Genomic DNA, 24,071 nt, shown 5'->3' with positions numbered 1-24,071 from the left:
TAACGCCGGTTTCTGGGTTCACCAGCCTCGCGAGAGGGGCTGGGGAAGGGGCGGGGCAGGCGGAGAGGGCTAGCCGAGGAGGTGTTCGCGGCCGAACATGGCGGCTGTGGTGCGGGCGGAAGGCGTGCCAGCGTCGAGGTCGGTCCCGGCTGCCACCAGCAGCGTAGCCACGGCGTCCTCGCCCTTGAACAGGGCTCCGGCGAGGGGTGACTGGTCCCGGGCGTTGCGCAGATCCGGGTCGGCTCCGCGCGTTAGCAGCATGGAAACCGTCTCGGCGTTGCCCTTGTAAGCGGCCAGCATCAAGAGCGTGTTGCCACCGGCGTCTTGGACGTTTAGCTCGAGCCCGTGGTCAAGGAACTCCGCCAGCTCGGCGCTCTTACCTTCGCGGGCAAAGTCCATGGCTATGGCGATCAGCTGGGCCGTCTGTTCTTCGTTGAGGGAGGGGTTATTGGTCATTTCTCCACAGTAGGCGATGGGCTGGTGCTTGTCCTCACCGTTCGCGATGACAGTGGCAGATCCAGCCCTCCGGCGTTAACGAACGCGGTAAGTCGGCCATCGTTGCCGTGCTCACGAGCAAAGATATTAATGGACATCGAAATGGCCCACAGATCCGTTGCCCACACCGACATGCCCACATGCCGGGGGCTGGATTCCCATGCCAAATTCTCGATGCCGTGGACCAGCTCCAACAGCGCTTCTAGGCTCATCCTGTCCAGTGAGTCGACAGCTGAATGAGGGGATGCACTCCACTGGCCGGCTCCCATGGATTCGCCGGGGGCCGGATCAACAGGCGCAACCAGAAAAGACCGGTTCTGCCACCCTTCTGATCCTGCAGGGCTTTCCGGGCCCGCTACCGGGGATTCCAGAGGCTCGAGGGCAGGCGAATGTTCAGGCGCCGGCGGGGTCGTCTCTGTTCCAGGCTCAGTTGCCGCGGTTGCCAGTGCAAGCCAGCGGCCTAGTTCCTCATCCACATCTCCTGCGCTTTTTGCCGCAATGCGCCGGTGAGCCGGGCGGGTGAGTGCGGCAGCCGGCGTCGGACTTCCCGGCCAGACAAAAAAGGTGTGCAGCGACGGGGTGGACGTTTCGGCAATGGGCTCGCCAATGGCGTCACCCACAGGCTGCCAATTCCGGGAGATGTACAGTTGCGCCGCAGTGGCACCCACCAAATCGGTTAAGGCGCGCCGCAGCTCGCCGTAACAATGCAGCAAATCCGCAGCCGACTCGGGGCCGAAAGCAATGGAGGGGTCATTGAGCCGGATCACAAAGTGGCCCTCGGTCAAGGGGAACTTGGGACGGCGGATGCTCCAAAACGTCGATGTGAGCAATTGCTCCCGTGTATCTGGCACGCATACCTCCCGGGCAGTGGAATTTGTTGTCAGCCTAACTCACTGTTGTCGAGCGTCGCACGCAATTCAGTGGAGTAGGACAGAATGGGAGCATGCGATTGATCTTGATTAGGCACGGCCAAACACCCAACAATGTGCGTAGCCTGCTGGATACCGCCGTCCCGGGGCCAGGGTTGACCCCGCTCGGTGAGTTGCAGGCAGCAGCGGTCCCGGACGCTGTATCGGGACAGAGTCTGCACGCTCTGTACATCTCGAACCTGACTCGCACCGCGCTGACGGCGGCCCCGCTCGCTGCCGCCCGCCAGCTCACCCCTGTAGTGCGGGATGGGCTCCGGGAGATCAGCGCAGGCGATCTTGAAATGAAGGGCGACAAGGCCTCGATTGAGGCGTACCTGAACACGCTCAAGTCCTGGCTGACAGGTGACCTCTCGGTCCGGATGCCCGGGGCCGACAACGGTTTCGAAATTCTGGAACGCTTTGATGCGGTGGTGGAGGAAGCCGCCCAGACTCATCAGAGCGCCGCCATGGTCAGCCACGGTGCCATGATCCGTTTTTGGGCTGGACACCGAGGCATCAACATCGACTGGTCCGACCCCAAATACCATGATCTTTCAAACACCGGCATTGTCACCTTGGATGGCGAGCCGACCGGTAAAACAGCGCCGGGAGGCTGGCGGATCCAGTCTTGGCAGGGAAAACCGGCTGGCGGACTGAGCGGCCTGGACGCTGATGGCCCCACAGCGGAAATCACTACAGAAGCCTGAGCCTGTGGGCATGAAAGCAGCTAAGAATAAGACCGTGAACGTGGCCGCTGAGCCAGCAGCGAGACGCAGCCCCGAGACGGCAACTGCGGCGATGACAACTGCCCACGGCGGTGTTGAAGCCACTGCGCCCTTTAGTTCTGTCAATCTATGGCGGCTAAAGGGAATCAGTTGGGTCTGGCTGGGAACGGCGGCCGTCTGTATCGCCCTTCTCGCCGTGGGCGCACCGCTGAACATGAGTTTGTACCAGATGGCCCTGCCCTTCGCGCTGGGTATGGCGATCTTGCATTCGGCGTCCTTGGGCCTGACCGCAGCCCGGCCCGTGGCCGGCGTGATTGTTTCACTCATTCCGATGGCTGTCATGCCGCTGGCCTCGGACCCTGTGGGTGCAGCCCCGATGCCTTTCAGCGTGGTTGCCATGATCACCCAGGTGTTGGTGATCTGTATTGCCGGGCTACGTGTGCACTGGATGGTTTCGGCCGCGGGATGGCTGGCTAGTGTCATGGTGGGTGTGATTCTAAATTACTTGACCATGCCAAATGGCCAGTCGCTGGGGGCCCAAAACAATGTTGTCATCTTCGCTGCCGTCTCGGGTGGGCTCATGGTGGCCGCCGTGGTGGTCCAGCAATGGCAGCACCTGAGGGCCGAACTTGCCGCCGAACGAAGTGTCAGCGCTGAGGAACAGTCCAGGCGCAGGCTGGCTGAGGAACGTGCACGCATTGCCCGTGAGCTCCACGACGTAGTGGCCCACGGAATGTCCGTGGTGGTGGTACAGGCAACTACGGCACGCTACCGGCACGCAGGGCTCAGCGAGGAACTCAAGCAGGAATTTGATGACATCGCCGCGAACTCGAGGCGAGCCATGACTGAAATGCGCAGCATGCTCGGATCGCTGCGCAACAGCGAAGCCGGGCGCGAACTGGGGCCACAACCAACGCTGGCTGACCTTCCGCAGCTCTTCGCATCCGCCCGCTCCACGGGGGTGCGCATCCCCGAACCGGCCCTCACCGACATTGAAAACCATGACATTGGCGAGATTATTGCCCTGACGTCCTACCGGATCGTGCAGGAAGCGCTGAGCAACGTGATCCGGCACGCACCCGGAGCCACCGTGCAGGTGCGGTTTACCGTGATCGGGGGACTGTTGGAAATCTCCGTGGTCAACTCCAGCTCCGGCGTGGGAATGGTCATGGCTCAGCTAGACAAGGGCGCGCACGTAGGGCAGGGATTGATCGGCATGCGGGAGCGGGCAGCCATTGTGGGCGGGTCCGTTGTTTGTGCACCAACGTCCGACGGTGGCTTCTCGGTCACTGCAAAACTGCCCCTCAGCGCCAATAATGGCAAAGGAAACACCAAATCATGAGCATTAAAGTGTTGGTTGTTGATGACCAGGCAATGGTCCGGGAGGGTTTTGCGGCCCTGCTCGGCGCCCAGGACGACATTGAAATTGTGGGGCAGGCCGAGAACGGGGCCATTGCAGTGGACCTAGCCGCGCTGCACCGTCCGGACGTGGTGTTGATGGACGTCCGCATGCCCGTCATGGACGGTTTGGAAGCGGCACGCCTGATCCTTGCCGGGTCCCCTGATGCCAATGCCACGCATGTGTTGATGCTGACCACCTTTGACGTGGACGACTATGTCTATGATGCCCTGCAGCTCGGGGCCAGCGGTTTCCTCCTCAAGGACGCGCTCGCCGAAGAACTGGTCGCCGCCGTGCGTATCGTGGCATCCGGGGAGGCGCTACTGGCTCCGTCGGTGACGAAGCGGTTGATCGAGCAGTTTGCGGTTTCCCGAGCGAGGCCCGTACTTTCCCAGGAACGGCTGGCTGGACTCACCGACAGGGAGCTTGAAGTGATGACGTTGATTGGACGAGGGCAATCAAACCAGGAAATTGCGGCCGAGCTGTTCATCGCCCAACAAACGGTGAAGACCCACGTCAGCAAGATTTTAGCCAAGCTGGATCTTCGCGACAGGGTGCAAGCCGTAGTGCTCGCCTATGACACCGGTCTGGTGGAACCCGGAAGCTGATTCGTGGGTGGCAAGCCACCGGCGTCGGGGAGGCGAAGGAGGGCTAAGACTGCGCTGCCATTTTGGCTAGATCCCAGCCGCCCGGCTGCGTGTGACTCATCAAATGGTGCTCAGCAGTGGACGTATAGGTCCGACGGGCATTTGACCTCCGCAGCCAGTAACACGGGCAGTAACCAGAAGTGGATTGGATTGAGCCCCACCCCTGTTCTGGCGACGGCCCTGCTGAATTCGGCATCCATCAAGAAGCTGGGCGAGTTGGGTCTCTAACTCTTCTCGCTTGGAGTTTATCGCCCCGCACTTCTTACTTTGAACAAACAGCCCGCAGCAGTGGTCAATCCCGTTTTCTATAAACCGGTGCGGCCACTGCTGGGGGCTGTTTGTGTGTTGATTCTAGGCTGGTGGCTGGACCAGTTTGAACATGGCGCCCGTGCAGTCGCTGAGGCCGGCGATCCTGCCATAAGGGGAATCTTCGGCCGGGTTGATGATGGTGGCACCCAAGGTGAGCGCCGTGGCGATGGAGGCATCGACGTCGTCGGTCTGGAAGTAAATCTGCCAGCTGGACGGCACCTCATCAGGCAGGAAATTGGCAGCATCCATGATGCCAGCCAGCTCTTGTTCGCCAGCCATGAGGTTGGTGTAGCGGAACTCGGGGGAGTCGCTCATGACGGAGGTAGTCAGGCCGAACACGTCCCGATAGAAGGTGACCGCCGCCGGATAGTCCTTGCTGTGGAGCTCGTGCCAGGCGGCAGCGCCGATTTCCTCGTGCAACTGGAAACCCGTATGGCCGCCGAACTCCCACAGCCCGATTGAGGCGCCGCTGGGGTCGCCGAGCATGGCCATTTTGCCTTGTTCAGGGACAGCCATGGGCTCCATGAAGACCATGGCGCCAGCAGTTTTAGCTGCTCCGATAGTCGTCTCAATGTCGTCAACCCGCAAGTAAGTGGTCCACATATCCGGATAGCCGTCGGTGTCTTCTCGGGACTGCATGAGGCCAGCGACGCTCTTGCCGTCCTTGAAAGCCATGGTGTAGCCGCCGTATTTTTCCTCATCGCCTACGTCGTAGCTCCAGCCAAAAAGGGCTGTGTAAAATTCCCTGGACTTGTTCATGTCCGAGGTCAACAGATCAATCCAGCACGGTGCCCCGGCGGGAATTCCTTGAGGGTTCATGGCAGCTCCAAACGTCTTCAGTTGCTGTGAGGTGGATCTAAGGGGTGGATCTAGGGGGCAAAGGAAGACTATGCCCGGGGCGGCGCCCGGGCAAGAGCAAAAGCGCCTGCTGGCTGAAAGTTTCCCCCGAGTTTGGGGTGACTTTCAGCAGCAGACGCTTTTTAGCTCAACTGTGCTTGTAGCTGCAAATATACAGCTGTGACAGTTAGCGCATGTTGACGAACTGCAGGTCGGCGTCCTCGAACTTGCGCAGCATGGCCATGACTTCCTGAAGATCGTCGCGGCTCTTGGAGCTCACGCGCAGTTCATCGCCCTGAATGGTGGACTTCACGCCCTTGGGGCCTTCGTCGCGGATGAGCTTGTTGATCTTCTTGGCGATGTCCTGGGCGATACCTTCTTTGATCTCAGCCTCCAGGCGGTATTCCTTGCCCGAGGCGTAAGGTTCGCCAGCGTCGAGGGACTTCAAGGAGATGCCGCGCTTGATCAATTTGGATTCGAAGACGTCCATGATGGCCATGACGCGTTCTTCGGAGTTGGCCTTCAGCAGGATTTTCTCGCCGCTGAAATCGATCTCGGCGCCCACACCCTTGAAGTCGTAGCGCTGGACTACTTCCTTTTGGGCCTGGTGCAGAGCGTTGGCGACTTCTTGCTTATCGACTTTGCTAACGACGTCGAACGTTGACTCACTGGCCATGATTCCTCCACAGGTTCGAAAACTCAAAAACTTGAACGGTTGATTTGCCTCCTAGCCTAGCTGGCCGCTGTCCTACTCGCCCGTTCTGCGGTGTAGCGTGCCGCTCACAGTGTCCTATAAGGAGTATCGGGGCAAGTGCACATCTACGAAGGACAGAGTAGAAGGTGTTGAGACTGCCAGCGCCTAGCTCTAGGAGAAACAATGACAACGGATCCAAGCCCCGCAAGCCCCGCATCATCAAGCCCCGCGTCATCATCCGCCGTCACGCTGCCGGTACGCCGTGGCGCTGTCGGACGGAAATCGGTAGGTGCTGCGGTGGCCGCGGTGACCCTAGCTGCGGTGACGGTTTTGAGCGGGCCCGGACTGGTGAGCGGCTCGGCCCATGGCTTGGAGCCGGGAAGTATCATCACTTCTCCGCCAAATTCTGCGTCGTCACGGATTGCTGGCGTCCATGAAGATATGGCCCGGGCCGTGAAGCTGCAACAACTCACAACTGAGCAGGCGGCGTTCCTAGAAAATGAGCTGGTCAAGCGGATCCAAGGCAAGGCCTGACACCGTCGGCTGATGAGCGACTTTGTAGGGGAATGTACTGCTGTCCGCGCCAATTTCGGCGCCGGGGGCCTCTCGATTAGATTCTTGGCGAAATTCCTTGTATTGTTTTACTGCTTCCACTTGTTGGGGGCGAAAGCCGGACCCGAAGTTTGGGTGTGGTGGCCATGGCAGATTACCCGAGTGGCCAAAGGGGGCTGACTGTAAATCAGCTGGCAACGCCTTCACTGGTTCGAATCCAGTATCTGCCACCAAACCGGAAACCCGGAACTTCGCGAGAAATCGCAAGTTCCGGGTTTTTTGTTGTACCAGAGCCAAAGTGGGGCCGGACGGGACGTCAAACGCGAACTACAGTTAAGGCATGGAATACGTCGTGCCCCTGGTTATTGTGCTTGTCATTGTTATTGTCGTGATTGCTGGTGCACGGTTCATGGGACGGCGCGGCACCCAAACCCAGGGCCGCAGCCAGCAGCACTCACCTGGGCAAGATACGAGGCAAGGCCCACACTCGGTCCACGACCGAAACCGGGACTCCGTATCTTCTGCCCCGGAGGCAGCCCGCAAGCGCTCCCGCAATGAAATCACGCGGGAGGACGCACAGGAGGCCAGTGCCAGGCTCAGCCCGGAAGCTCATCGGAGGGTGTACGCCCTGATCGCCCAGCACCAGGTACTCAATGCCGTCAAGGAATACCGCAAAGCCACCAAGACTGGGCTGGGAGATGCGGCCGCGGCTGTAGCCGCCTTGGCACAGTTTCCGCAGCCCAGGCCTGAGCCTGCGACACCTGCGCAGTTCCCGCAGCATGAGCCCACCACGCAGACTGCACCCAGCATTAAGGAGGGGCCGCTGACCGTAGATGACATCATCAGCGCCACGCCGTCGGTTGCCACACCCGCAACCCCTGCAGTTGCCGCCACTGGCAGCTACCGATACCGGGCCATCGTTTCGCAGGGCAATGAAGTCCGTGAGGTGGCCAGTACTCGCCTCAACGCAGAAATCTACGGGCAGATCCGTCAGCTGGCCCTGTCCGGAAATCACGACGAAGCCGTCCGACTCTTGCGGGATCATTCGGATGTGGGCGAGGCACAGGCGCTGGAATTCGTTTCAATGATCGGGCCCGACGAGTAACGGGAACAGCAATTGCCCGGTCCCGTTTATAGGGCCGGGCAATTATTTTTAGTGGCAGCCCTAGCTGGCTTCGTCTTCCAGCACAAAGCCGTCCTGGTGGTGAATCAGCTGGCGCCCCATGCCGGAATCAAGCTGGATCCACAAGCATTGGCGGTCGTGGGACAGTGTTTCAACGCGGCCCGAAAGACGCCAGCCGCGGTCGTTGACCAAAGCCACCGGAGCGTCCTTGCTCATCGTCGGCCACACGTCGTGGTTGTCGGGGTTAATGAAGGCTGTGTGGTGAGTGCGTCGTGCCATGGTTTCTCCTGATACGAAAGTCATCGCTGCTTCCAGTTCTAGTTTCTTTACACCGACAGTTTGCCCGGACAAGGTGAACTCGCCGTGAACTCAGGGTGTTTTTCCGTTCAAAATTCCGTGAACCTGCCTGCGCCTTTGTCTTTGTGCGCGCACGACGCCGGCTGCTGGCTTCTCTTCCCTTGCCCGCCCGGGTGCCACACCGGCAGGCGGACGGGCTGCCCATTCCCTCACGCGGTGAGCGAAACCACAGCCAAACGCCGGACTAATCCCGTACGGTTAAGGCATGGCTACAGTTGAAATCACCACAGAATCTTTTGGCCCCACCATTGAGGGCAACGACATTGTGATCGTTGATTTTTGGGCATCTTGGTGCCAGCCCTGTGTGCGCTTTGCGCCCACTTTTGAGGCGGCTTCGGAAAAGCACGGCGACATTGTGTTCGGCAAGGTTGACACGGAAGCGCAGCAGCAGCTTGCCGCCGAAGCTAATATCACCTCCATCCCGACACTGATGGCGTTCCGAGAAAAGGTGCTGGTTTTCGCCCAGCCCGGCGCGTTGAACGGTACCCAGCTTGACTCTGTCATTGACGCCGTCAAGGCCCTAGACATGAGCGAAGTTCACGCAGCAGTTGCTGCGAAGGCAGCCGAAGGCACCGCTTCCGAATAGGGTTCCGCACCCAAGGACTCGCCAAAGTTCGCAACCACAAATGACCCGTTAGATAAGGTCGCTTAGATCCATCTAAGCGACCTTATCTAACGGGTCATTTGGGTGTCCGAGGGCTCAGGACCCCACGGCCAGCTGGTTTAGCTGCGAACCAGTTCCACCGGCTTTGCCAGCAGGGCGCTGAGAGATTCGTTGAGGTCCTGCACGGCAATGCCCTTGCTGTGCTTGGTCAGGTCCTCTTCGGAGGCCCACTGCTCGGTCAAAACAATCTTCTCTTCCGATTCCTCGGTGATTTCATACTGAATGCAGCCGGTCTCTTCGACGACCTGCTCAATCGCGATGTCCAGTGCAAGCTTCACACGGAAGAATTCGCCCTCGTTGGGGATAAAGGTGGCCTGTAGGTTGATGATCTCGCTCATGCAACCAGCCTAAGTGATGCGAGGGTTCGGGCGGGAAGTTGTTCCGCTCTATGAACGCGTGCGCAAGATCCGCAAAAGTGACGTGGGCGGGTCCCGATCAGTGAGTTAGTGTCCTCGATGGTCCTGAATAGTCATTCGTGGCCCGAACGTGGGTTTGCGGAGACCGCTGAGCTGGAGCAGCCGCACCACGCGCTGGCGGTGGCCGCGCCATGGTTCAAGAAGTTCCAACATGCCCGCATCGTCCACTGGTTTTCCGGCCAGTGCCCAGCCCACATAGGCGGCCAGATGGTAGTCGCCCACCGCCACCTGATCGGCATCCGAGTGCGTGCGTTGGGTGACTTCTGCTGCCGTCCAGGCCCCAATGCCAGGAATGCTCTGCAGCTTGGCCCCAGCCTCTGCGGCTGGCAGCGCGCTCAAACGCTCCAAGCCCGACGACGAGCGCAGCATCCGCTGGACCGTGGCCGAACGCTGTGGTCCAACGCCAGCCCTGTGCCACTCCCATGACGGAATCTGAGCCCATTGGGCAGGTGTCGGGGCCACCATCAAATCGGTGGGGACTGCTGCATTTGTTCCAGCGCCGGGGGCGGGCAAGCCGAACTTTCTCAACAGAACCGCATAGCCGCGGAGGGCCTCAAGGGCCGTGACTTTCTGCTCCAAGATGGCCGGTACCAGGGCGTCAACCATCCGCCCAGTGGCAGGCAGGCGCAGGGCCGGGTGCCGTCGTCGTGCTTCCCGGACGCGGGCCGGGAGCGTCTCGGTAACGGTGGGGGAGTCGAAAGCGGACCAGTCGTCGTGGGCTCCTAGCAGTGCAGGGGCGGATTCCAGCGCATGGTCGGCGCCCGGCCCCCAGGCCCGTGCATGCAGCTCGGTGCCTCGCTGAGAAATGCCCAAGGTTGCCGGGCCGGCGGGGGTGTTGAATGCCAACCACGCGTTCTCCGGGGTCAGCCGCACGGTCCGATCGCCCGGGCCGCGACCAATGATGCCCAACGTCTGCGTCAGCGAATAGGGGGCGCCGGCATCCCAAACTGCGATGGAGTCCTGGTGCGTGGTGGTCATAGATCCATGGTCGCACGCGCGACTGACAAGGGGTGTGCAAGCTGAGGAATCATGCTAGGTTAACGTTTATCGTTATTATCGATCAGCGTTAAGGGTGGGGATTCTGGTGGCTTTTTCAATGTGGTCGTGGCTGTTGGTGGTGGCGGTGCTAGCTATCGTGGCGTTGATCTTGTTTGCAGGCAGGAGCTCGGTCAAGGACCCCGAAGCCGTGGCTGGCGGGGGGATGGTCAGGGCCACTCGCCGCATTGCCTGGCTCTACGTAGCGGGCTGTGTTGTCGGCGGCCTCACCGCCATGGTGTCTACGGTGTGGGGTGATGCTGTCACCGTGAAACTGCCTGTTCAGGAGTTCTGGCCCTCGCTGCCAGGGACCGTAACCATTGACACGCCTCTTGCCACCGTTGAATCGGGTGGGTTCACGTGGGCCAATGTGAGCGTCAGTGGACTGACTATTGCGACCCGACTGATGCTCACCGGGGTAGTGGTGGCGCAATCTGCCCTAGCTGTGGGGGCCGGTTTGGTCATTATTAAACTGTGCACCTCGGTCATGAACAAGACACTTTTTGTTCCTGCGCTGGTCAAGGGTGTGCAAATAGTTGCCGGTGTGGTGTTCTTGGGCGGGACGATCTGGCAAGCGTGCCAAATCTTCGGCGGCAGTATGGCTGCCGAACAAGTGCTCGGTGCCACTGCGTGGGAGCTGAGCGGTGAAACCATTGCATGGACCGACATTCACAATATTGTGGGCATGCCGTCCGTGGCCTATTTCTGGGAATTCAATTTCTGGCCCATCGGTGTTGCCCTGGTGCTCATGGTCTTAGCTGAGCTGTTCCGTCAGGGTAGCAAGGTTCAAAAGGATACGGCAGGGCTCATTTAGTGGCAGACGATGAAGAATCCGGGATCCATTGCCGGCTTGATGAGCTGTTGGCCGAGCGCGGCATGACTCTGACACGGCTTGCGGAGCTCGTTGACATCAGTATTGTGAACCTCTCCGTCCTGAAAAATGACAGAGCCAAGGCCATCCGTTTCTCCACGCTGCTGGCCATCTGCCGGGCGTTGGACTGCGAGGTAGGGGAGCTGTTGGAGCTGGCGTAGTTTTCTACTGTGGCCAAAGCACGACGCCGGACCTAGGCTGGGCGAATATGTCACGACGGTGAGGGGCAGCTATGTGGAAAAGAAGCGCAGCGAGTGAGCGTGTGCCTCAGGGCTGGCGCGCTAGCGGAGGCATCTCCTGGCCGCTAAGTGTGGCCCTCTACATCCGTGACGTCTACGGATTGCCCGCCACGCGGCCTTTCTTCGTGCCGCCCATGTCGCCTGCAGTTCCGGAGCATATTCCCGTCACCGGACCTGCCGGAGACACTGCTCTGGCCGCTGAATGGGCCCACTGGTTTGGGGAGCTCGTACGCAGCCGGGCCTCCATTTACGATGTCGCTGGCCTGTTGCTGGAGGAACGCTCGCCGGCCTTCCTGCAGGCTGTGGAAAACCGGCTGCGTCAGGCTACAGGGGCAGCCGAAACGGCCAAGCGATATGAAGTTGAACAATGGCGGACCCGCAGGAACAGCCCGGGACTGGCGCTGCCCAAGCTGGTGCACTCCATCGAGAAGGAACTGGGTCGAAAGGCCGCTCCCTTCAACCTTGAATTCCGGATCCTGCCGGTGGCGGGGCTGTGGGTGCATCAGGTGGCACCCAACTGTGTGCTCATGAGCTTTGACATTCAGTCAGACCCCGACGCCATGGGCCGCCTACTGGGCCCCATCGTTAGGGAACTGGCTCACTGAGCCAGCCATCCGGCGTCGCACTTTCCCGATCCTGGGCCGGAATCGGAGGGCACCTCTACCCATGGCAAGGCGTTGCGGTGGCGCGTAGGCTCGAAAAAGATCACGAACATCGACGTGGGCGGTGCCCCGCAGTGGAGGCAACAATGTCAGGATTTATCGGAGCGGACCCGGAAGAACTCCGCAACCTCGCCAAGCATATGGACAACAGCGCCGAACAGCTCGACGGGACACGAGCGGATTTGCTGAGCAATTTTCAACGAGTGCGGTGGGTCGGCGAGGACGCGAACCGTGCCAAGGGCGAATTCCGTGCCAGTCACGCAAAGAAAATCCAGCAGGCAACCTCGATGCTGCGCGAAACGGCCGATCTTGTCCGTAAACAGGCGCAGGAACAAACTCAGGCCAGCTCCAGTGGCAGTGCATTTCCGATCGGGATGGTTATTGCCAAGCCGCTGCCAGCCTTCATGCCTGATCCGGACCAGGTGCCACCACCCAACCTGGTGACGCTACCCGACAAACTACCTGTTGGTTTCACGCCTCCGGACTGGTTCGAAGCGCCAGATTTGGAGGCCCCCTACCCGGTCTACGAAGCCTATACCGGGCCGGAAGCGCCCTGATCGGAATCTGCGTGGCCGGATGTCGAGCCGGCGGAGGGGCCTGCGGTAGGATCGGCGGCGGCCAGCTCTTCGGCTGTCTGCTGCAGTAAATCCCGGCAGGCCAGCAGCGCCGGGCGGTTGCGGCTGGAGCGCCTGGCTGAGGTGAATATGGTGCGGCGGGGTGCTTCGGGCAGATCGATCAGGGTCACCGGGGTCGGGCGGCCAGTCCACATCAAATCGGGCATGAGCCCCACGGCATTTCCGGATTCAATGAGGCGAATCTGTGCCTGCAGATCAGCCGTTTCGAACCGCACATCCGGTTCGAATCCCGCTTGCCGGCATGCTTGTTCGGCCCAGTGCCGCGAGGCTGCGCCGCGAGGTTCCATGACCCAAGGAAGATTTTCGGTGTCCGCAATACAAGTGATGGGTTCGGTGCGAAGACGGCTCATCCCACCGCTGACGCCTGCAGCAGGGACGGCGAGGCGGATGGCGTCGGTGGTCAAAACCACGCGGTCTAGCTCTGGCTGCAGGGGAGCGGCATGGCCGGGGTACTGTTCGGCGACAACCAGATCGAAGTCTCTAGCCCAAGTCTCATGCAGGGCCGTTTCCGGCTCGCGCTGGATCATCTCAATGCGAACATCTGGATAGCGCTGCGCCATTGCGGTGAGCACATCCGGTATCAGGGCTAGTGCTGCCGATTGAAAGACGGCCATCTTGACCGTGCCGGTCACGGTTGTCAGAGAGGCTGACATATCAGCCTCGGCGCGTTCCAGAGTTTTCAGAAGTTCGGCGGTGTGCTCCACCAGAATTTCTGCCTGAGCCGTCAGCTGAACGCGCCGGCCAACCTTGCGGAACAGCGGAACACCCACTTCTTTCTCCAGCAGTGCCAGTTGTTGGGACACGGCAGAGGGGCTGTATTGCATCACTGCGGCCACGTCGGCCAAGGTGCCGCGAATGTGCAATTCACGCAGCAATCGCAGCCGTTTCAGCTCGAGCATGGCTTCTCCAAGTTTGATGAGGATTTGATTAGGAAACGTGTTGAGTATTCATCATAAATCACCACTTTTGCTTATTGAACATTACTCTCATACTGGAGCTGAGGGGAACGCTACGCGCCGCCGCACAGGCTCACAAATGTCAGGTGCGCTCGCTTCCCTGATCACTAAGCAGCAACTCATCAGGCACCAGCAGAAAAGAAGCCCGTAAAAACTATGACAAGCACCGTCTCTGCGGCCACCGCCGCGAACATTCCGGTTCCCAGCAATGATCTTGCCCAGGAAACCATTGCTCTTGTGCGGCACTGGCTGAGCGAGGCCGCCACATTCCCGGCAGATGTTTCGGCCCAGCGTCTGGCCGGTGTCTTGAAGGACCCCAACGGGCTGGACTTCACGGTTGGTTTTGTTGACGGCGTGGTCCGTCCCGAGGACCTATCCGTCGCCGCCCGCAACCTGGCCATCCTGGCGCCCAAGGTTCCGGCCTTCCTGCCCTGGTACATGCGCAGTGCCGTTCGCGTCGGTGGCGTGATGGCCCCGATCCTGCCGCAGCTGGTCATTCCCATTGCCCGCAAGGTGCTCCGCGAGATGGTGGGCCACTTGATTGTGGATGCCACCGACGCCAAGCTGGGTCCGGCCATCGCCAAGATCCGCAAGGACGGCGTTGACCTCAACGTGAACCTTCTCGGAGAAGCCGTGTTGGGCAAGAACGAAGCCGCCCGACGCCTCGAGGGGACCCTCAAGCTACTGGCGAGGGACGACGTCGACTATGTCTCCATCAAGGAATCCTCCACCGTGGCGCCTCACTCACCATGGGCCTTCGACGACGCCGTCAACCACGTGGTGGAGAAACTCACCCCGCTGTACACGTTGGCCAACTCCTTCGCCAAAGCCAAGTTCATCAACCTGGACATGGAGGAGTACAAGGATCTCACCATGACCATCGCGGTGTTCAAGCGCATTCTGGACAAGCCCGAGTTCAAGAATCTCGAAGCCGGCATTGTGCTCCAGGCCTATCTGCCGGACACGCTCGCCGCCATGATTGACCTGCAGGAGTGGGCCGCCGCCCGCCGCGCAGAGGGTGGCGCCGCCGTCAAGGTCCGCATCGTGAAGGGCGCCAACCTGCCCATGGAACAGGTCCAGGCTTCGGTGTTTGGCTGGCCGCTGGCTACCTGGGGCACCAAGGCGGATTCCGACACCAACTACAAGCGGATCGTGAACTACGCGCTGACCCCCGAGCACATCAACAACGTCCATATTGGCGTTGCCGGGCACAATCTCTTCGACGTGGCCCACGCCTGGTTGCTCGCTCAGCAGCGCGGCATCGACACCACCAGCGGTGCGCTCGAGTTTGAGATGCTGCTGGGCATGGCCACCGGTCAGGCCGAAGCCGTCCGCAAGGATGTGGGCTCGCTGCTGCTGTACACACCCGTGGTCCACCCGGGCGAGTTCGACGTCGCCATCGCCTACCTGATCCGGCGCTTGGAAGAAGGCGCCAGCCAGGACAACTTCATGTCAGCCGTCTTTGAACTCTCCGAGAACGAGGCTCTGTTCGCTCGCGAGCAGGAGCGCTTCCTGGCTTCTCTGGCCGAATTGGACACCACGGTGCCGCCCAGCAACCGTGTCCAGGACCGCAACCTGCCTGCGATTCCAGCTGCCACATCCGGGTTCGCCAATACCCCGGACACTGACCCGTCGCTGGTGCCCAACCAGGTGTGGGGCAAGGAGATCCTGGCCCGCATCCCCGGCTCGGTTCTGGGCAATGACCTGGTCGCCGAGACCACCGTCACCGAGTTGGAGGAGCTGAATACCCTCGTGGCCACCGCCCTTGAGCACGGTGCTGCGTGGGGTGCCATGAGCGGTGCGCAGCGCGCGGCCATCCTCCACCGTGCCGGCGATCTCCTGGACACCCGCCGCGCCGATTTCATGGAGGTCATGGCATCGGAGACCGGCAAGACGCTGGACCAGTCCGACCCCGAAATCAGCGAGGCCGTCGACTTTGCCCACTACTACGCCGAGCGTGCCAAAGATCTAGAAACGGTCGACGGCGCAACCTTCGTCCCAGCGAAGCTCACCGTGGTGACCCCGCCGTGGAACTTCCCGTTGGCTATCCCAGCGGGCTCCACTTTGTCCGCACTGGCCGCCGGTTCCGCAGTGGTCATCAAGCCCGCCCCGCAAGCCCAGCGCAGTGGATCCCTCATGGTCAAGGCCCTCTGGGATGCCGGCGTGCCCCGCGAAGTACTGGCTCTGGTCCAGCTTGGCGAAAACGAACTCGGCAAGGCGTTGGTGTCTCATCCCTCCGTGGACCGCGTCATCTTGACCGGTGGCTATGAGACCGCCGAACTGTTCCGTAGCTTCCGCACCGATCTACCGTTGCTGGCTGAGACCTCCGGCAAGAACGCAATCATCGTCACCCCCAGCGCCGACCTTGATTTGGCCGCCAAGGATGTGGTGCAGTCGGCGTTCGGCCACGCGGGCCAGAAGTGCTCGGCAGCATCGTTGGTCATCATGGTTGGATCCGTGGCTCAATCTGCTCGTTTCCATAATCAGCTCATCGACGCGGCCTCCAGCCTTGCCGTTGGGTACCCGGAAACCGCCACCACACAGATGGGACCCATCATTGAACCGGCCGCCGGCAAGTTGCTTGGCGCGCTGACCACCTTGGATGCAGGCGAGAGCTGGGCCATCGAACCGCGCCAGTTGGATGAGAGTGGCAAGCTCTGGTCCCCGGGTGTTCGCACTGGCGTTGCGCCCGGATCGCACTTCCACCTGACCGAGTTCTTCGGCCCGGTTCTGGGCATCATGACGGCCGCGACGCTCGAAGAAGCCATCGCCATGGTCAACGCCATTGACTACGGGCTCACCTCCGGCCTGCACTCGCTGGATTCCGCTGAGATTGGTCTGTGGCTGGACACCGTCCAAGCCGGAAATCTGTACGTCAACCGCGGCATCACCGGCGCCATTGTGCAGCGTCAGCCATTCGGTGGCTGGAAGAAGTCGGCCGTCGGCGCGGGCACCAAGGCTGGCGGGCCCAACTACTTGGTGGGCCTGGGGTCTTGGGTTCCTGCCACGGCTGCGGCAACCGCACCGTTGGGCGATGCTGCCCGCAAGATGCTGAATGCGGCTTCGGATTTGTCCGCCGAGGAGCAGGCGTTCCTGAAGCGCTCGTTGCACAGCGACGCCGCGGCATGGGCTTCCGAGTTTGGCGAAGCACGCGATGTTTCAGCATTGTCGGCCGAGCGCAATGTGTTCCGCTACCTGCCGCTGAACCCTCTGGTTCGCCTTGCCGAGGGAGGCTCGGTAGCCGGGCTCATGCGCGTACTTGCGGCAGGAATCCTGGCCGGGGCAACCCCGGAAGTCTCCTCCGGCGTCGAACTTCCCAACGCCTTGAAGGCCCTGTTGCTGAGCTTGCGTATCACCGTCACAGCAGAGAAGGACGCCGAGTGGCTGGCTCATGCGCGGCGCTTCGGAGCGGGTCGTATCCGCCTCATCAGTGGGGACGCCTTGGCGGTATACGAGGCAACTGGCGGACGCCCGGATCTGGCAATTTACCACGGTGAGGTTACCGAGGCCGGGCGTGTGGAGATGCTGCCGTTCCTGCACGAGCAGGCCGTCAGCATCACAGCGCATCGCTTCGGCACGCCCAACAACCTCTCGGACGGGTTGATCTAGGCCTTGCCGTCCGTCTGACGGAAAATGCGCCCGCCTCCCATAAATGAACCCTGTAGACCGGGCGCATTAATGGGAGGCGGGCGCATTTTCTCGCAGGTGAATTACCTTTTCGGAATGCCGGCCTGTCGGAGAAGTCGCTCAAAGCCATTGAGGTCCATCAAGTCCGCCCAAATCCACCGAAAGAAGCCAGCGCACTGGGCCCGAATCTGGTCCTCGCGGTTTTTCTCGTCAATGATCCGGTCCTCGAGTGACTTGCCGCCCGCCCAGTCCTTGCGCAGGTACTTTTTCCTGCCGTCGAATTCACCGACCTTGCGTTGTTTCTCGAACCAAAAATCGACAAATGCGTTGCGGCCGTCTCGGAGCACGAAGCCATGTTGCAGTGTCGGAGCGACAAAACCGAGCTGGGACATGCGGACTCTGCTGATGGACTCACCGGCAGAACCGGAAAGTCCGGAGGCAAACTCAACGACTGCCACCGCCCGATTGCGGGCAGACCTGGACGGCAGCGACTCGGCGGCGTTCAGGAGATTGGATTTCAAAAGGGGCTGGCCTAGCGGGGTGTCCGTGTTCCACTGTGGAGCATGATCGCTGGTGGGGACTGCCAATGATGTGAACACGTTGCCGGGTTTGGGATATCTCACCAGATGCATGCTGGAATCACACACGGCGACAGCTTGCTCAAATTTCAACCGGGTGATTAATTCAATCGTGGTGGTGAGCTTGTCCGTAAGGAGAAACGGCCCGCAACGTACCACCACGTCATCTTGCCGTCGCAAATGACGGGTGATGTCACCGCGGCTGCGCCCACCGTTCGACTCGTCCGTGAGAATGTGCAAATTCTCCGGCAGGCCCAAGACCCACAATCCCCACAGGAGTGCTGCGGTGGTGTGGGAAAAGATCGGCGGGCGCTTGGTGGTCAGCTGAAATGCGGTGGCACGAAGGCCATACCGCGACGCCTCATCAAGCTCCTGCCATTGCGCCGCTTCCGTGTAAACGCTGCGGCGGACACGGACGTATCGTCCGTTGTTGCAGAGTCTGGCAAGAAGACGTGAATCTTGGCCGGCCAGCTCCACATCGGAAGGAAGAATCAACCGTGGCGTGTCCATGCCTTCAAGGATTCCAGATATAGGGCTGCCGTATAAGAGCGATCCAGCGGACCTGTGGATAACTCTGGAGCCGTGCCGCGGCGGGCCAGAGCATCACATGGCCGGTTGTTGTCTACATCCTGACGAAAAATGCGCCCGCCTCCCATAAATGAACCCCGTAGACCGGGCGCATTAATGGGAGGCGGGCGCATTTCCTGCTGGGGCGCACGCGGGCGCAGGCAATTATGCGGTTAGGCCTGTGCGACGCGGACCGTGTTGCCGGACGGGTCGCGGAAGGCGCAATCCTTAGGGCCCCAGGGCTGCTGGATGGGTTCCTGTAGCACCTCGGCACCGGCGGCCACGGCCGTTTCAAATGTGGCATCAAGATCGGTGGCAGTGAAATTCAGCATGGGCAGCACGCCTTTGGCCAAGAGCCGGGCCATGGCGTCGCCGTCTTCCGCAGAGCGGCCAGCGTGCGGTTCGGATAGCACAATGCCGAGTCCGGGCTGGGAACTGGTGCCCATGGTGACCCAGCGGAAGTCGCCATTGCTGACATCGTTTTGGACTTCCAAGCCCAGAGCGTCGCGGTAGAACGCGATGGCTTGATCGGGATCGTGGACGGTCAAATGCGTGTATTGCAGTGAAATGGTCATGGCACCAATTTTATGGTCCGGTGCGCTCTGACGCTTCTTGAATCCTGCTCGGTTTCCCCGCACTGCTCACGCTGCTGGTGTTTCCTGCGCTGCGTGGCTGAGCGTCCCGGCGGGGCCGGGTGGTGACCCGGGCAAAGCACGGCGGCATAGCCGCAATCACGCTGTGGTCCCGGGACTTGTAGCTACTGGGGGACTCGCCCATGATCTCGGTGAATCGTGTGCTGAAGGAGCCCAACGATGTGGCACCGACGGCCATGCAGGCGTCCGTCACCGAAACACCGGCCCGCAGCAGCGCCGCGGCACGTTCGATCCGCCGCGTCATGAGGTAGCTGTACGGTGTTTCCCCATAGGCTGCGCGAAATTTTCGGGAGAAATGCGCCGGGGACATAAAGGCCTTCGCCGCAATGGTGGGCACATCCAAGGGTTGGGCGTAGTCCCGGTCAATCATGTCCCGGGCCTTACGCAGCAGCGTGAGTGTGGCCAATTCCTCAGGCGTCATGGCTGGTCCCGGAATAGCTGATCCCGGACGGGCAGGGCCTGCCTTGGTTCATCCTGACTCGTAGAGGCTGCAGAGGCTGCAGAGGCTGCAGTTACCTCCGCGGCCAAGCGGCCCAGCCACATATCTGCCTCGCGCGGGGATCTCAATCGCACCACGTGGAGCTCCGGAAAAGCTGAATCAAGTGTCGGCACCAGCGCCCTAAGCGAGGTCCGAGTGTTCCAGCCCCACCGAATAATGTGATCGGGGTCGGTGAAAATCCCCCACAGCGGACCTTCATAGTTGCCATTCCAGAGTTCCTCGTGCCGAAGCCGGCGCCGAACAGTGCGCCGAATGAGCCTCAGCATGGACACCGGCATGGGGTAGTCCAGCCAAATGAGGGTGTCTGCACGCCGCGCCAGCAGGGGACGCACGGACGAGTACTGCCACTCCGAAATCCAGGCGGACGCTTGGGTGAGATTCTCGACGTCCTCCGCGAACTCCGCGCGCGGCTCCCAGTTGGGCCCGTGGAACAGACTGTCCAGCTCCGTGTACCGGGTCCCGAGCAGCGCGGCAATACGCCGGGCCAGGGTGGACTTTCCCGAACCGGAAACCCCGGCAACAAGGATGCGTTGCGGATGCTCCGGGAGAGGATCTGCGGCTGTGAACATGCTCCACAGTTTATTGCGCCCAAAGCCCTAAAGAGTAACCTGTCTTGGCCAGTTCCACGGCAGGGTACTACGTTTGGTGTATGAAGTATGCGAACTCTGTCTTGGACCTTATTGGCAACACCCCCTTGGTGAAATTGAACAAGGTGACGCAGGGGCTCCAGGCCACCGTTTTGGTCAAGCTTGAGTACATGAACCCGGGCGGTTCCGCGAAGGACCGCATCGCTGTCAAGATGCTCGATGAGGCTGCCAAAGAAGGCAAAATCAAGCCCGGCGGCACCGTGGTGGAACCCACCAGTGGCAACACCGGCGTAGCCATGGCCATGGTGGCCCAGGCGCGCGGCTACAACTGCGTGTTCGTGGTTCCGGACAAGGTTGGCGAGGACAAGCGCGCCGTGCTGCAGGCCTACGGTGCCGAGGTGGTCGTGACCCCGACGGCGGTCGCGGCCGACAGTCCGCAGTCCTACTATGGCGTCTCGGACCGTCTGGTCAGGGAGATTCCCGGCGCCTACAAGCCGGACCAGTTCTCCAACCAGAACGGCCCGTTGAGCCACTACGAAAGCACCGGCCCCGAAATCTGGCGCGACACCGAAGGCAAGGTCACCCACTTTGTGGCCGGCGTTGGCACCGGCGGCACCATCTCCGGCACCGGGCGCTTCCTGCGTGAGGCCTCCGCGGACCGTCCCGAGTCCGACGGCGGCGAGGTCAAGATCATCGGCGCCGACCCCGAGGGCTCTGTCTACTCAGGTGGCACAGGCCGGCCGTACCTTGTAGAAGGCGTGGGCGAGGACATGTGGCCCGACTCCTACGACAAGCGCGTGCCGCACCAGATCATCGCCGTCACGGACAACGACAGCTTCGCCATGACCCGCCGCTTGGCACGCGAGGAGGGCCTGCTCGTGGGAGGTTCCTCCGGCATGGCCGTGGTGGCCGCGCTGGAAGCTGCGAAGGATCTGGGACCTGAGGCCGTCGTCGTCGTGCTTCTTCCGGACAGCGGACGCGGCTACCTGGGCAAGATTTTTGATGACAAGTGGATGCAGTCGTACGGCTTCTTGAAGGTCACCGACGAGCCAGCCATTGGCGATGTGCTCAAGGCCAAGACCGGGCAGCTGCCGGCGCTGGTGCACATTCATCCGAACGAGACAGTGCGTGATGTCATCAACTTGATGAGCGAATACGGCGTCTCCCAGATTCCCGTGCTCACCGCTGAACCGCCCGTGGTGATGGGCGAGGTGATTGGCTCGGTCGATGAACGCACCCTGACCGGCAAGCTGTTCCGGCACGAGGCCAAGCTGACGGACGTCATTACCGAACACATGCAGCCGCTGCTGCCCATTATCGGCTCGCTGGAACCGATTTCTGCCGCCCGCACCAAATTGCAGGATGTGGACGCGCTGATGGTGACGTTTGTGGGGGCACCCGTTGGTGTGCTGACCCGTCACGATCTACTGACTTACCTCAACGACTGATTTACCGACTGCTTTTCCACTGATTTGCCACTGATTTGCAAGGAGAACACCATGACTGAAGGCTTCAACACCCGCGCCGTCCATGCTGGGCAGACCCCCGATCCCACCACCGGATCGGTCATTCCGCCGCTGTACCAAACCACCACGTTCGCTCAGGATGGGATCGGCAAGCTGCGCAACGGCTACGAATACGGCCGCGGCACCAACCCCACCCGCGACGCGCTCCAGACCCAGCTCGCAGCCCTGGAAGGCGGCGAATTCGCGTTCAGTTTCGCCTCCGGCCTGGCCGCTGAGGACGCCCTGATCCGCGCCCTGCTGGTCCCCGGCGACCACATCATCATGGGCAACGACGTCTACGGCGGCACCTACCGGCTCATCAACCGGGTCCTGTCGGTCTGGGGCATCAGCAACGCTGCGGTGGACATGTCCGACGGCGGGGCGCTGGCTGCCGCTGTCGCCGCCGGCGGGCCTAACGGCAAGACCAAGATGGTGTGGGTGGAGACCCCCTCAAACCCGATGATGAAGATCACCGATATTGCTGCACTCGCCGAGGTGGCCCACGCCGCCGGCGCGCTGCTGGTTGTGGATAACACCTTCGCGTCCCCGTACCTGCAGAACCCCCTCGCCCTAGGCGCCGACATTGTGGTGCACTCCACCACCAAGTACATCGGCGGACACTCGGATGCTTCCGGCGGCGCCATCATCGTCTCCGACGCCGAAGCTGCCGAGAAGATCGGCTTCGTGCAGTTCGCTGTGGGCGCCGTTTCAGCACCCATGGAAGCATGGCTGACCACGCGCGGGCTCAAGACACTCGGCGTCCGCATGGACCGCCACTGCACCAACGCTCAGGCCATCGCCGAGTGGCTGCTGACCCGGCCCGAGGTTGAGAAGGTGCTCTACCCGGGCCTGCCCGATCACCCCGGCCACGAGTTGGCTGCCAAGCAGATGCGCGGCTTCGGCGGCATGATCTCGGTGCAGTTCAAGGGTGGCGAGGCTGCTGCACGCAAGGTGGCCGAATCCACGCACCTGTTCACCCTGGCAGAGTCACTCGGCGGCATTGAATCGCTCATGAACTACCCTTCGGAAATGACGCACGCCTCCGTCAAGGGCACCGAGCTGGCCGTGCCGGAAAACCTGATCCGCCTCTCCGTAGGCATCGAAGACGTGGCTGATCTGCTGGCTGATCTGGAACAGGCCCTGAACACCCTGTCCTAGCCCCGCCCCGCCCCCCAGACGCTAGCGCAGCAACGGCAATGGTCTGTTTTTCGTGAACGCTATCGCAGTCAGTGCGATAGGGTTTCCAAAAATCCAGCCATTGCCGCGATAGCGTCTGTTGTTTCGGAGCTAGTTATAGATCGCCTTCCTCCTGGTTACCGTCCTCACAGTCCCCATCACCAGGATGACCTCGATTTTCGGAAGTGGCCTACAACGTTGCAGCACCCGAATTTACGCACCAGCAGTGCACTTAATGGCCGCTACGAGAAGAATTTAGGCCCACGAAGTTAGCTTCGAAAACCTGCCTTTCGGGTCCCCCCAAAAACACTAAGTGCTTAAATACACCATCGGCCTGTTAAAAGATATGACAGTTAGGTAACAGTTTGCTGATTTGCGTATCGATTTGATATCGCTTTACCCTTAGTTATGCCCTATTGGGCGGGTGGCACTTCATGCCCCCACGATTGCCCGGGCCTTCCAGCACCGCACACCGTCATTGGGAAGGCTCCGGAAACAACCTCCATATCTATAGGTTGGACGGTGGCGCGCAGATGTCCGGGGACGGATGGAGCGCAGGTGACCTGCAGGAGAATGCATCGATGAAAAATACTAAACTTACTCGCAATATCGGCCGTGTCTTGGTCATTGGCGCTATCGCCGGTGGCGGCATGGCTATGGCCGGAACCGGTGCCAACGCGGCCGACGGTAGCACCTGGGACGCACTAGCTCAGTGTGAAAGTGGCGGCAACTGGGCTATCAATACGGGTAACGGTTTCTCCGGTGGGCTTCAGTTCACCCCGAGCACATGGGCCGCCTTTGGCGGTGTTGGTGCCCCGGAGAATGCCACTCGTGAGCAGCAGATTGCTGTGGCCGAGCGGGTCCAGGCCGGTCAGGGTTGGGGTGCATGGCCTGCATGCGCCGCCCAGCTTGGCTTGAGTGGCGGCGGCGGACAGGCTTACTCGCCGGCTGCCGTTCCCGCAGCTCCGGCTCCGGTAGCGGCACAGTCCGTTGAGGTAGCCCCGGTTGAGCAGGCGCCGATTCAGGCTCCTGTAGAACAAGCACCCGTGGTGCAGGCCCCGGTAGAGCAGGCCCCGGCCGCTGTGCAGGTAGCGCTCAGCGGCGAGACCTACACCATCCAATCGGGTGACACCTTGAGCACCATTGCCGACAAGCTCGGCATCCAGGGTGGCTGGAACACGCTTTACCAGGCCAACGTGGACACCGTGATCCACCCGGACCTGATCTTCACGGGCGCAGTACTTCAGCTCCCGGCCTAGGCTTTACGGATAAAAACCCGGATATAAAGACGGCGCTTGCCGGTACGGGTGGCCCTGGGCACTCGGGACGTCGGCGACGATGATGTCCTGGCCGTC

The 24,071-nt window shown here is 61.2% G+C and carries 27 protein-coding genes and 1 tRNA gene; 16 read left to right on the top strand and 12 right to left on the bottom strand.

Features of this window, described 5'->3' with window-relative positions; all coding sequences use genetic code 11:
• Positions 1–69: 69 nt before the first annotated feature.
• A complete protein-coding gene (locus tag AB0O97_RS12965; RefSeq protein ID WP_363843067.1) occupies positions 70–456 on the bottom strand; it encodes an ankyrin repeat domain-containing protein in 387 nt (128 codons plus the stop codon).
• Entirely contained in the window at positions 453–1,346 is an 894-nt protein-coding gene (locus tag AB0O97_RS12960) for a hypothetical protein (RefSeq protein ID WP_363843070.1), read from the bottom strand. The genes AB0O97_RS12965 and AB0O97_RS12960 overlap by 4 nt, the downstream gene beginning before the upstream one ends.
• 92 nt (positions 1,347–1,438) lie before the next feature.
• Between AB0O97_RS12960 and AB0O97_RS12955 the strand changes: the two genes are divergently transcribed.
• From AB0O97_RS12955 to AB0O97_RS12940, 4 genes are all read left to right on the top strand, one after another.
• Positions 1,439–2,110: a histidine phosphatase family protein gene (locus AB0O97_RS12955; protein ID WP_363883199.1), complete on the top strand. Its 672-nt coding sequence runs from the start codon at positions 1,439–1,441 to the stop codon at positions 2,108–2,110.
• A gap of 10 nt (positions 2,111–2,120) precedes the next feature.
• A complete protein-coding gene (locus AB0O97_RS12950) occupies positions 2,121–3,470 on the top strand; it encodes a histidine kinase (RefSeq protein ID WP_363883197.1) in 1,350 nt (449 codons plus the stop codon).
• Positions 3,467–4,135 (top strand): response regulator transcription factor, encoded by a 669-nt coding sequence (locus tag AB0O97_RS12945; protein ID WP_363883194.1) that lies wholly within the window; start codon positions 3,467–3,469, stop codon positions 4,133–4,135. Before AB0O97_RS12950 ends, AB0O97_RS12945 begins: the two co-directional genes overlap by 4 nt.
• Positions 4,136–4,276: 141 nt before the next feature.
• Entirely contained in the window at positions 4,277–4,402 is a 126-nt protein-coding gene (locus AB0O97_RS12940) for a hypothetical protein (RefSeq protein WP_363843082.1), read from the top strand.
• Positions 4,403–4,525: 123 nt separating this feature from the next.
• Here the strand turns inward: AB0O97_RS12940 and AB0O97_RS12935 are convergent, their stop codons facing one another.
• On the bottom strand, positions 4,526–5,302 hold the full coding sequence (locus tag AB0O97_RS12935) for a VOC family protein (protein ID WP_363883191.1): 777 nt from the start codon (positions 5,300–5,302) through the stop codon (positions 4,526–4,528).
• 205 nt (positions 5,303–5,507) lie between these two features.
• Positions 5,508–5,996: a YajQ family cyclic di-GMP-binding protein gene (locus AB0O97_RS12930; RefSeq protein WP_363843088.1), complete on the bottom strand. Its 489-nt coding sequence runs from the start codon at positions 5,994–5,996 to the stop codon at positions 5,508–5,510.
• Positions 5,997–6,197: 201 nt separating this feature from the next.
• Here AB0O97_RS12930 and AB0O97_RS12925 point away from each other — a divergent pair, with 201 nt between their 5' ends.
• The 3 genes from AB0O97_RS12925 (at position 6,198) to AB0O97_RS12915 (ending at position 7,671) form a co-directional block, all read left to right on the top strand.
• Complete coding sequence (locus tag AB0O97_RS12925) at positions 6,198–6,548, top strand: hypothetical protein (protein ID WP_363883188.1); 351 nt, start codon at positions 6,198–6,200, stop codon at positions 6,546–6,548.
• Positions 6,549–6,714: 166 nt separating this feature from the next.
• A tRNA-Tyr gene (locus AB0O97_RS12920) sits at positions 6,715–6,799 on the top strand.
• A 107-nt stretch (positions 6,800–6,906) separates the two neighbouring features.
• Positions 6,907–7,671 carry a hypothetical protein gene (locus AB0O97_RS12915; protein ID WP_363883185.1) on the top strand — a complete coding sequence of 255 codons (765 nt, stop codon included), beginning with the start codon at positions 6,907–6,909 and terminating at the stop codon, positions 7,669–7,671.
• A gap of 60 nt (positions 7,672–7,731) precedes the next feature.
• On the opposite strand, the gene AB0O97_RS12910 is transcribed toward AB0O97_RS12915, so the two are convergent.
• On the bottom strand, positions 7,732–7,968 hold the full coding sequence (locus tag AB0O97_RS12910) for a hypothetical protein (RefSeq protein ID WP_363843097.1): 237 nt from the start codon (positions 7,966–7,968) through the stop codon (positions 7,732–7,734).
• Positions 7,969–8,251: 283 nt separating this feature from the next.
• Between AB0O97_RS12910 and AB0O97_RS12905 the strand changes: the two genes are divergently transcribed.
• Entirely contained in the window at positions 8,252–8,632 is a 381-nt protein-coding gene (locus AB0O97_RS12905; RefSeq protein WP_363843100.1) for a thioredoxin domain-containing protein, read from the top strand.
• Between the two features lie 137 nt (positions 8,633–8,769).
• Here the strand turns inward: AB0O97_RS12905 and AB0O97_RS12900 are convergent, their stop codons facing one another.
• Both AB0O97_RS12900 and AB0O97_RS12895 read right to left on the bottom strand, forming a co-directional pair.
• Entirely contained in the window at positions 8,770–9,048 is a 279-nt protein-coding gene (locus AB0O97_RS12900; protein ID WP_363843103.1) for an antibiotic biosynthesis monooxygenase, read from the bottom strand.
• Positions 9,049–9,153: 105 nt separating this feature from the next.
• Positions 9,154–10,104 carry a 3-methyladenine DNA glycosylase gene (locus AB0O97_RS12895; RefSeq protein ID WP_363883183.1) on the bottom strand — a complete coding sequence of 317 codons (951 nt, stop codon included), beginning with the start codon at positions 10,102–10,104 and terminating at the stop codon, positions 9,154–9,156.
• 106 nt (positions 10,105–10,210) lie between these two features.
• On the opposite strand from AB0O97_RS12895, the gene AB0O97_RS12890 reads away from it, so the two are divergent.
• From AB0O97_RS12890 to AB0O97_RS12875, 4 genes are all read left to right on the top strand, one after another.
• Positions 10,211–10,975, top strand: a complete 765-nt coding sequence (locus tag AB0O97_RS12890) for a hypothetical protein (protein WP_363883180.1) — start codon at positions 10,211–10,213, stop codon at positions 10,973–10,975.
• Positions 10,975–11,193 carry a helix-turn-helix domain-containing protein gene (locus AB0O97_RS12885; protein ID WP_363883177.1) on the top strand — a complete coding sequence of 73 codons (219 nt, stop codon included), beginning with the start codon at positions 10,975–10,977 and terminating at the stop codon, positions 11,191–11,193. Before AB0O97_RS12890 ends, AB0O97_RS12885 begins: the two co-directional genes overlap by 1 nt.
• A gap of 212 nt (positions 11,194–11,405) precedes the next feature.
• A complete protein-coding gene (locus AB0O97_RS12880) occupies positions 11,406–11,876 on the top strand; it encodes a hypothetical protein (protein ID WP_363883174.1) in 471 nt (156 codons plus the stop codon).
• Positions 11,877–12,019: 143 nt separating this feature from the next.
• A complete protein-coding gene (locus tag AB0O97_RS12875) occupies positions 12,020–12,490 on the top strand; it encodes a hypothetical protein (protein ID WP_363843118.1) in 471 nt (156 codons plus the stop codon).
• Here the strand turns inward: AB0O97_RS12875 and AB0O97_RS12870 are convergent.
• Positions 12,466–13,467 (bottom strand): LysR substrate-binding domain-containing protein, encoded by a 1,002-nt coding sequence (locus AB0O97_RS12870; protein WP_363883171.1) that lies wholly within the window; start codon positions 13,465–13,467, stop codon positions 12,466–12,468. The genes AB0O97_RS12875 and AB0O97_RS12870 overlap by 25 nt on opposite strands.
• A 213-nt stretch (positions 13,468–13,680) precedes the next feature.
• Between AB0O97_RS12870 and AB0O97_RS12865 the strand changes: the two genes are divergently transcribed.
• Positions 13,681–17,133 carry a bifunctional proline dehydrogenase/L-glutamate gamma-semialdehyde dehydrogenase gene (locus AB0O97_RS12865; RefSeq protein ID WP_363883168.1) on the top strand — a complete coding sequence of 1,151 codons (3,453 nt, stop codon included), beginning with the start codon at positions 13,681–13,683 and terminating at the stop codon, positions 17,131–17,133.
• A gap of 101 nt (positions 17,134–17,234) precedes the next feature.
• On the opposite strand, the gene AB0O97_RS12860 is transcribed toward AB0O97_RS12865, so the two are convergent.
• The 4 genes from AB0O97_RS12860 to AB0O97_RS12845 form a co-directional block, all read right to left on the bottom strand.
• Positions 17,235–18,239 carry a hypothetical protein gene (locus AB0O97_RS12860; protein ID WP_363883166.1) on the bottom strand — a complete coding sequence of 335 codons (1,005 nt, stop codon included), beginning with the start codon at positions 18,237–18,239 and terminating at the stop codon, positions 17,235–17,237.
• Positions 18,240–18,469: 230 nt separating this feature from the next.
• A complete protein-coding gene (locus AB0O97_RS12855) occupies positions 18,470–18,871 on the bottom strand; it encodes a VOC family protein (RefSeq protein ID WP_363883163.1) in 402 nt (133 codons plus the stop codon).
• Between the two features lie 10 nt (positions 18,872–18,881).
• Complete coding sequence (locus AB0O97_RS12850) at positions 18,882–19,370, bottom strand: helix-turn-helix transcriptional regulator (RefSeq protein WP_363883160.1); 489 nt, start codon at positions 19,368–19,370, stop codon at positions 18,882–18,884.
• Positions 19,367–20,017, bottom strand: a complete 651-nt coding sequence (locus AB0O97_RS12845) for an AAA family ATPase (protein ID WP_363883157.1) — start codon at positions 20,015–20,017, stop codon at positions 19,367–19,369. Before AB0O97_RS12845 ends, AB0O97_RS12850 begins: the two co-directional genes overlap by 4 nt.
• 80 nt (positions 20,018–20,097) lie before the next feature.
• Here AB0O97_RS12845 and AB0O97_RS12840 point away from each other — a divergent pair, with 80 nt between their 5' ends.
• The 3 genes from AB0O97_RS12840 to AB0O97_RS12830 all read left to right on the top strand — a co-directional run bounded on the left by AB0O97_RS12840 (position 20,098) and on the right by AB0O97_RS12830 (position 23,975).
• Positions 20,098–21,483, top strand: coding sequence for a cystathionine beta-synthase (locus AB0O97_RS12840; RefSeq protein ID WP_363883154.1), 1,386 nt, complete (start codon positions 20,098–20,100; stop codon positions 21,481–21,483).
• A 51-nt stretch (positions 21,484–21,534) separates the two neighbouring features.
• Positions 21,535–22,698, top strand: coding sequence for a cystathionine gamma-synthase (locus AB0O97_RS12835; RefSeq protein ID WP_363883151.1), 1,164 nt, complete (start codon positions 21,535–21,537; stop codon positions 22,696–22,698).
• Between the two features lie 599 nt (positions 22,699–23,297).
• Positions 23,298–23,975, top strand: coding sequence for a transglycosylase family protein (locus tag AB0O97_RS12830; protein ID WP_363883148.1), 678 nt, complete (start codon positions 23,298–23,300; stop codon positions 23,973–23,975).
• Positions 23,976–24,071 lie beyond the last annotated feature (96 nt).

Origin of the sequence: Specibacter sp. NPDC078692 (assembly GCF_040686835.1) — a bacterium.
GTDB lineage: Bacteria > Actinomycetota > Actinomycetes > Actinomycetales > Micrococcaceae > Specibacter.
This window is presented reverse-complemented; position numbering and strand designations above follow the sequence as displayed.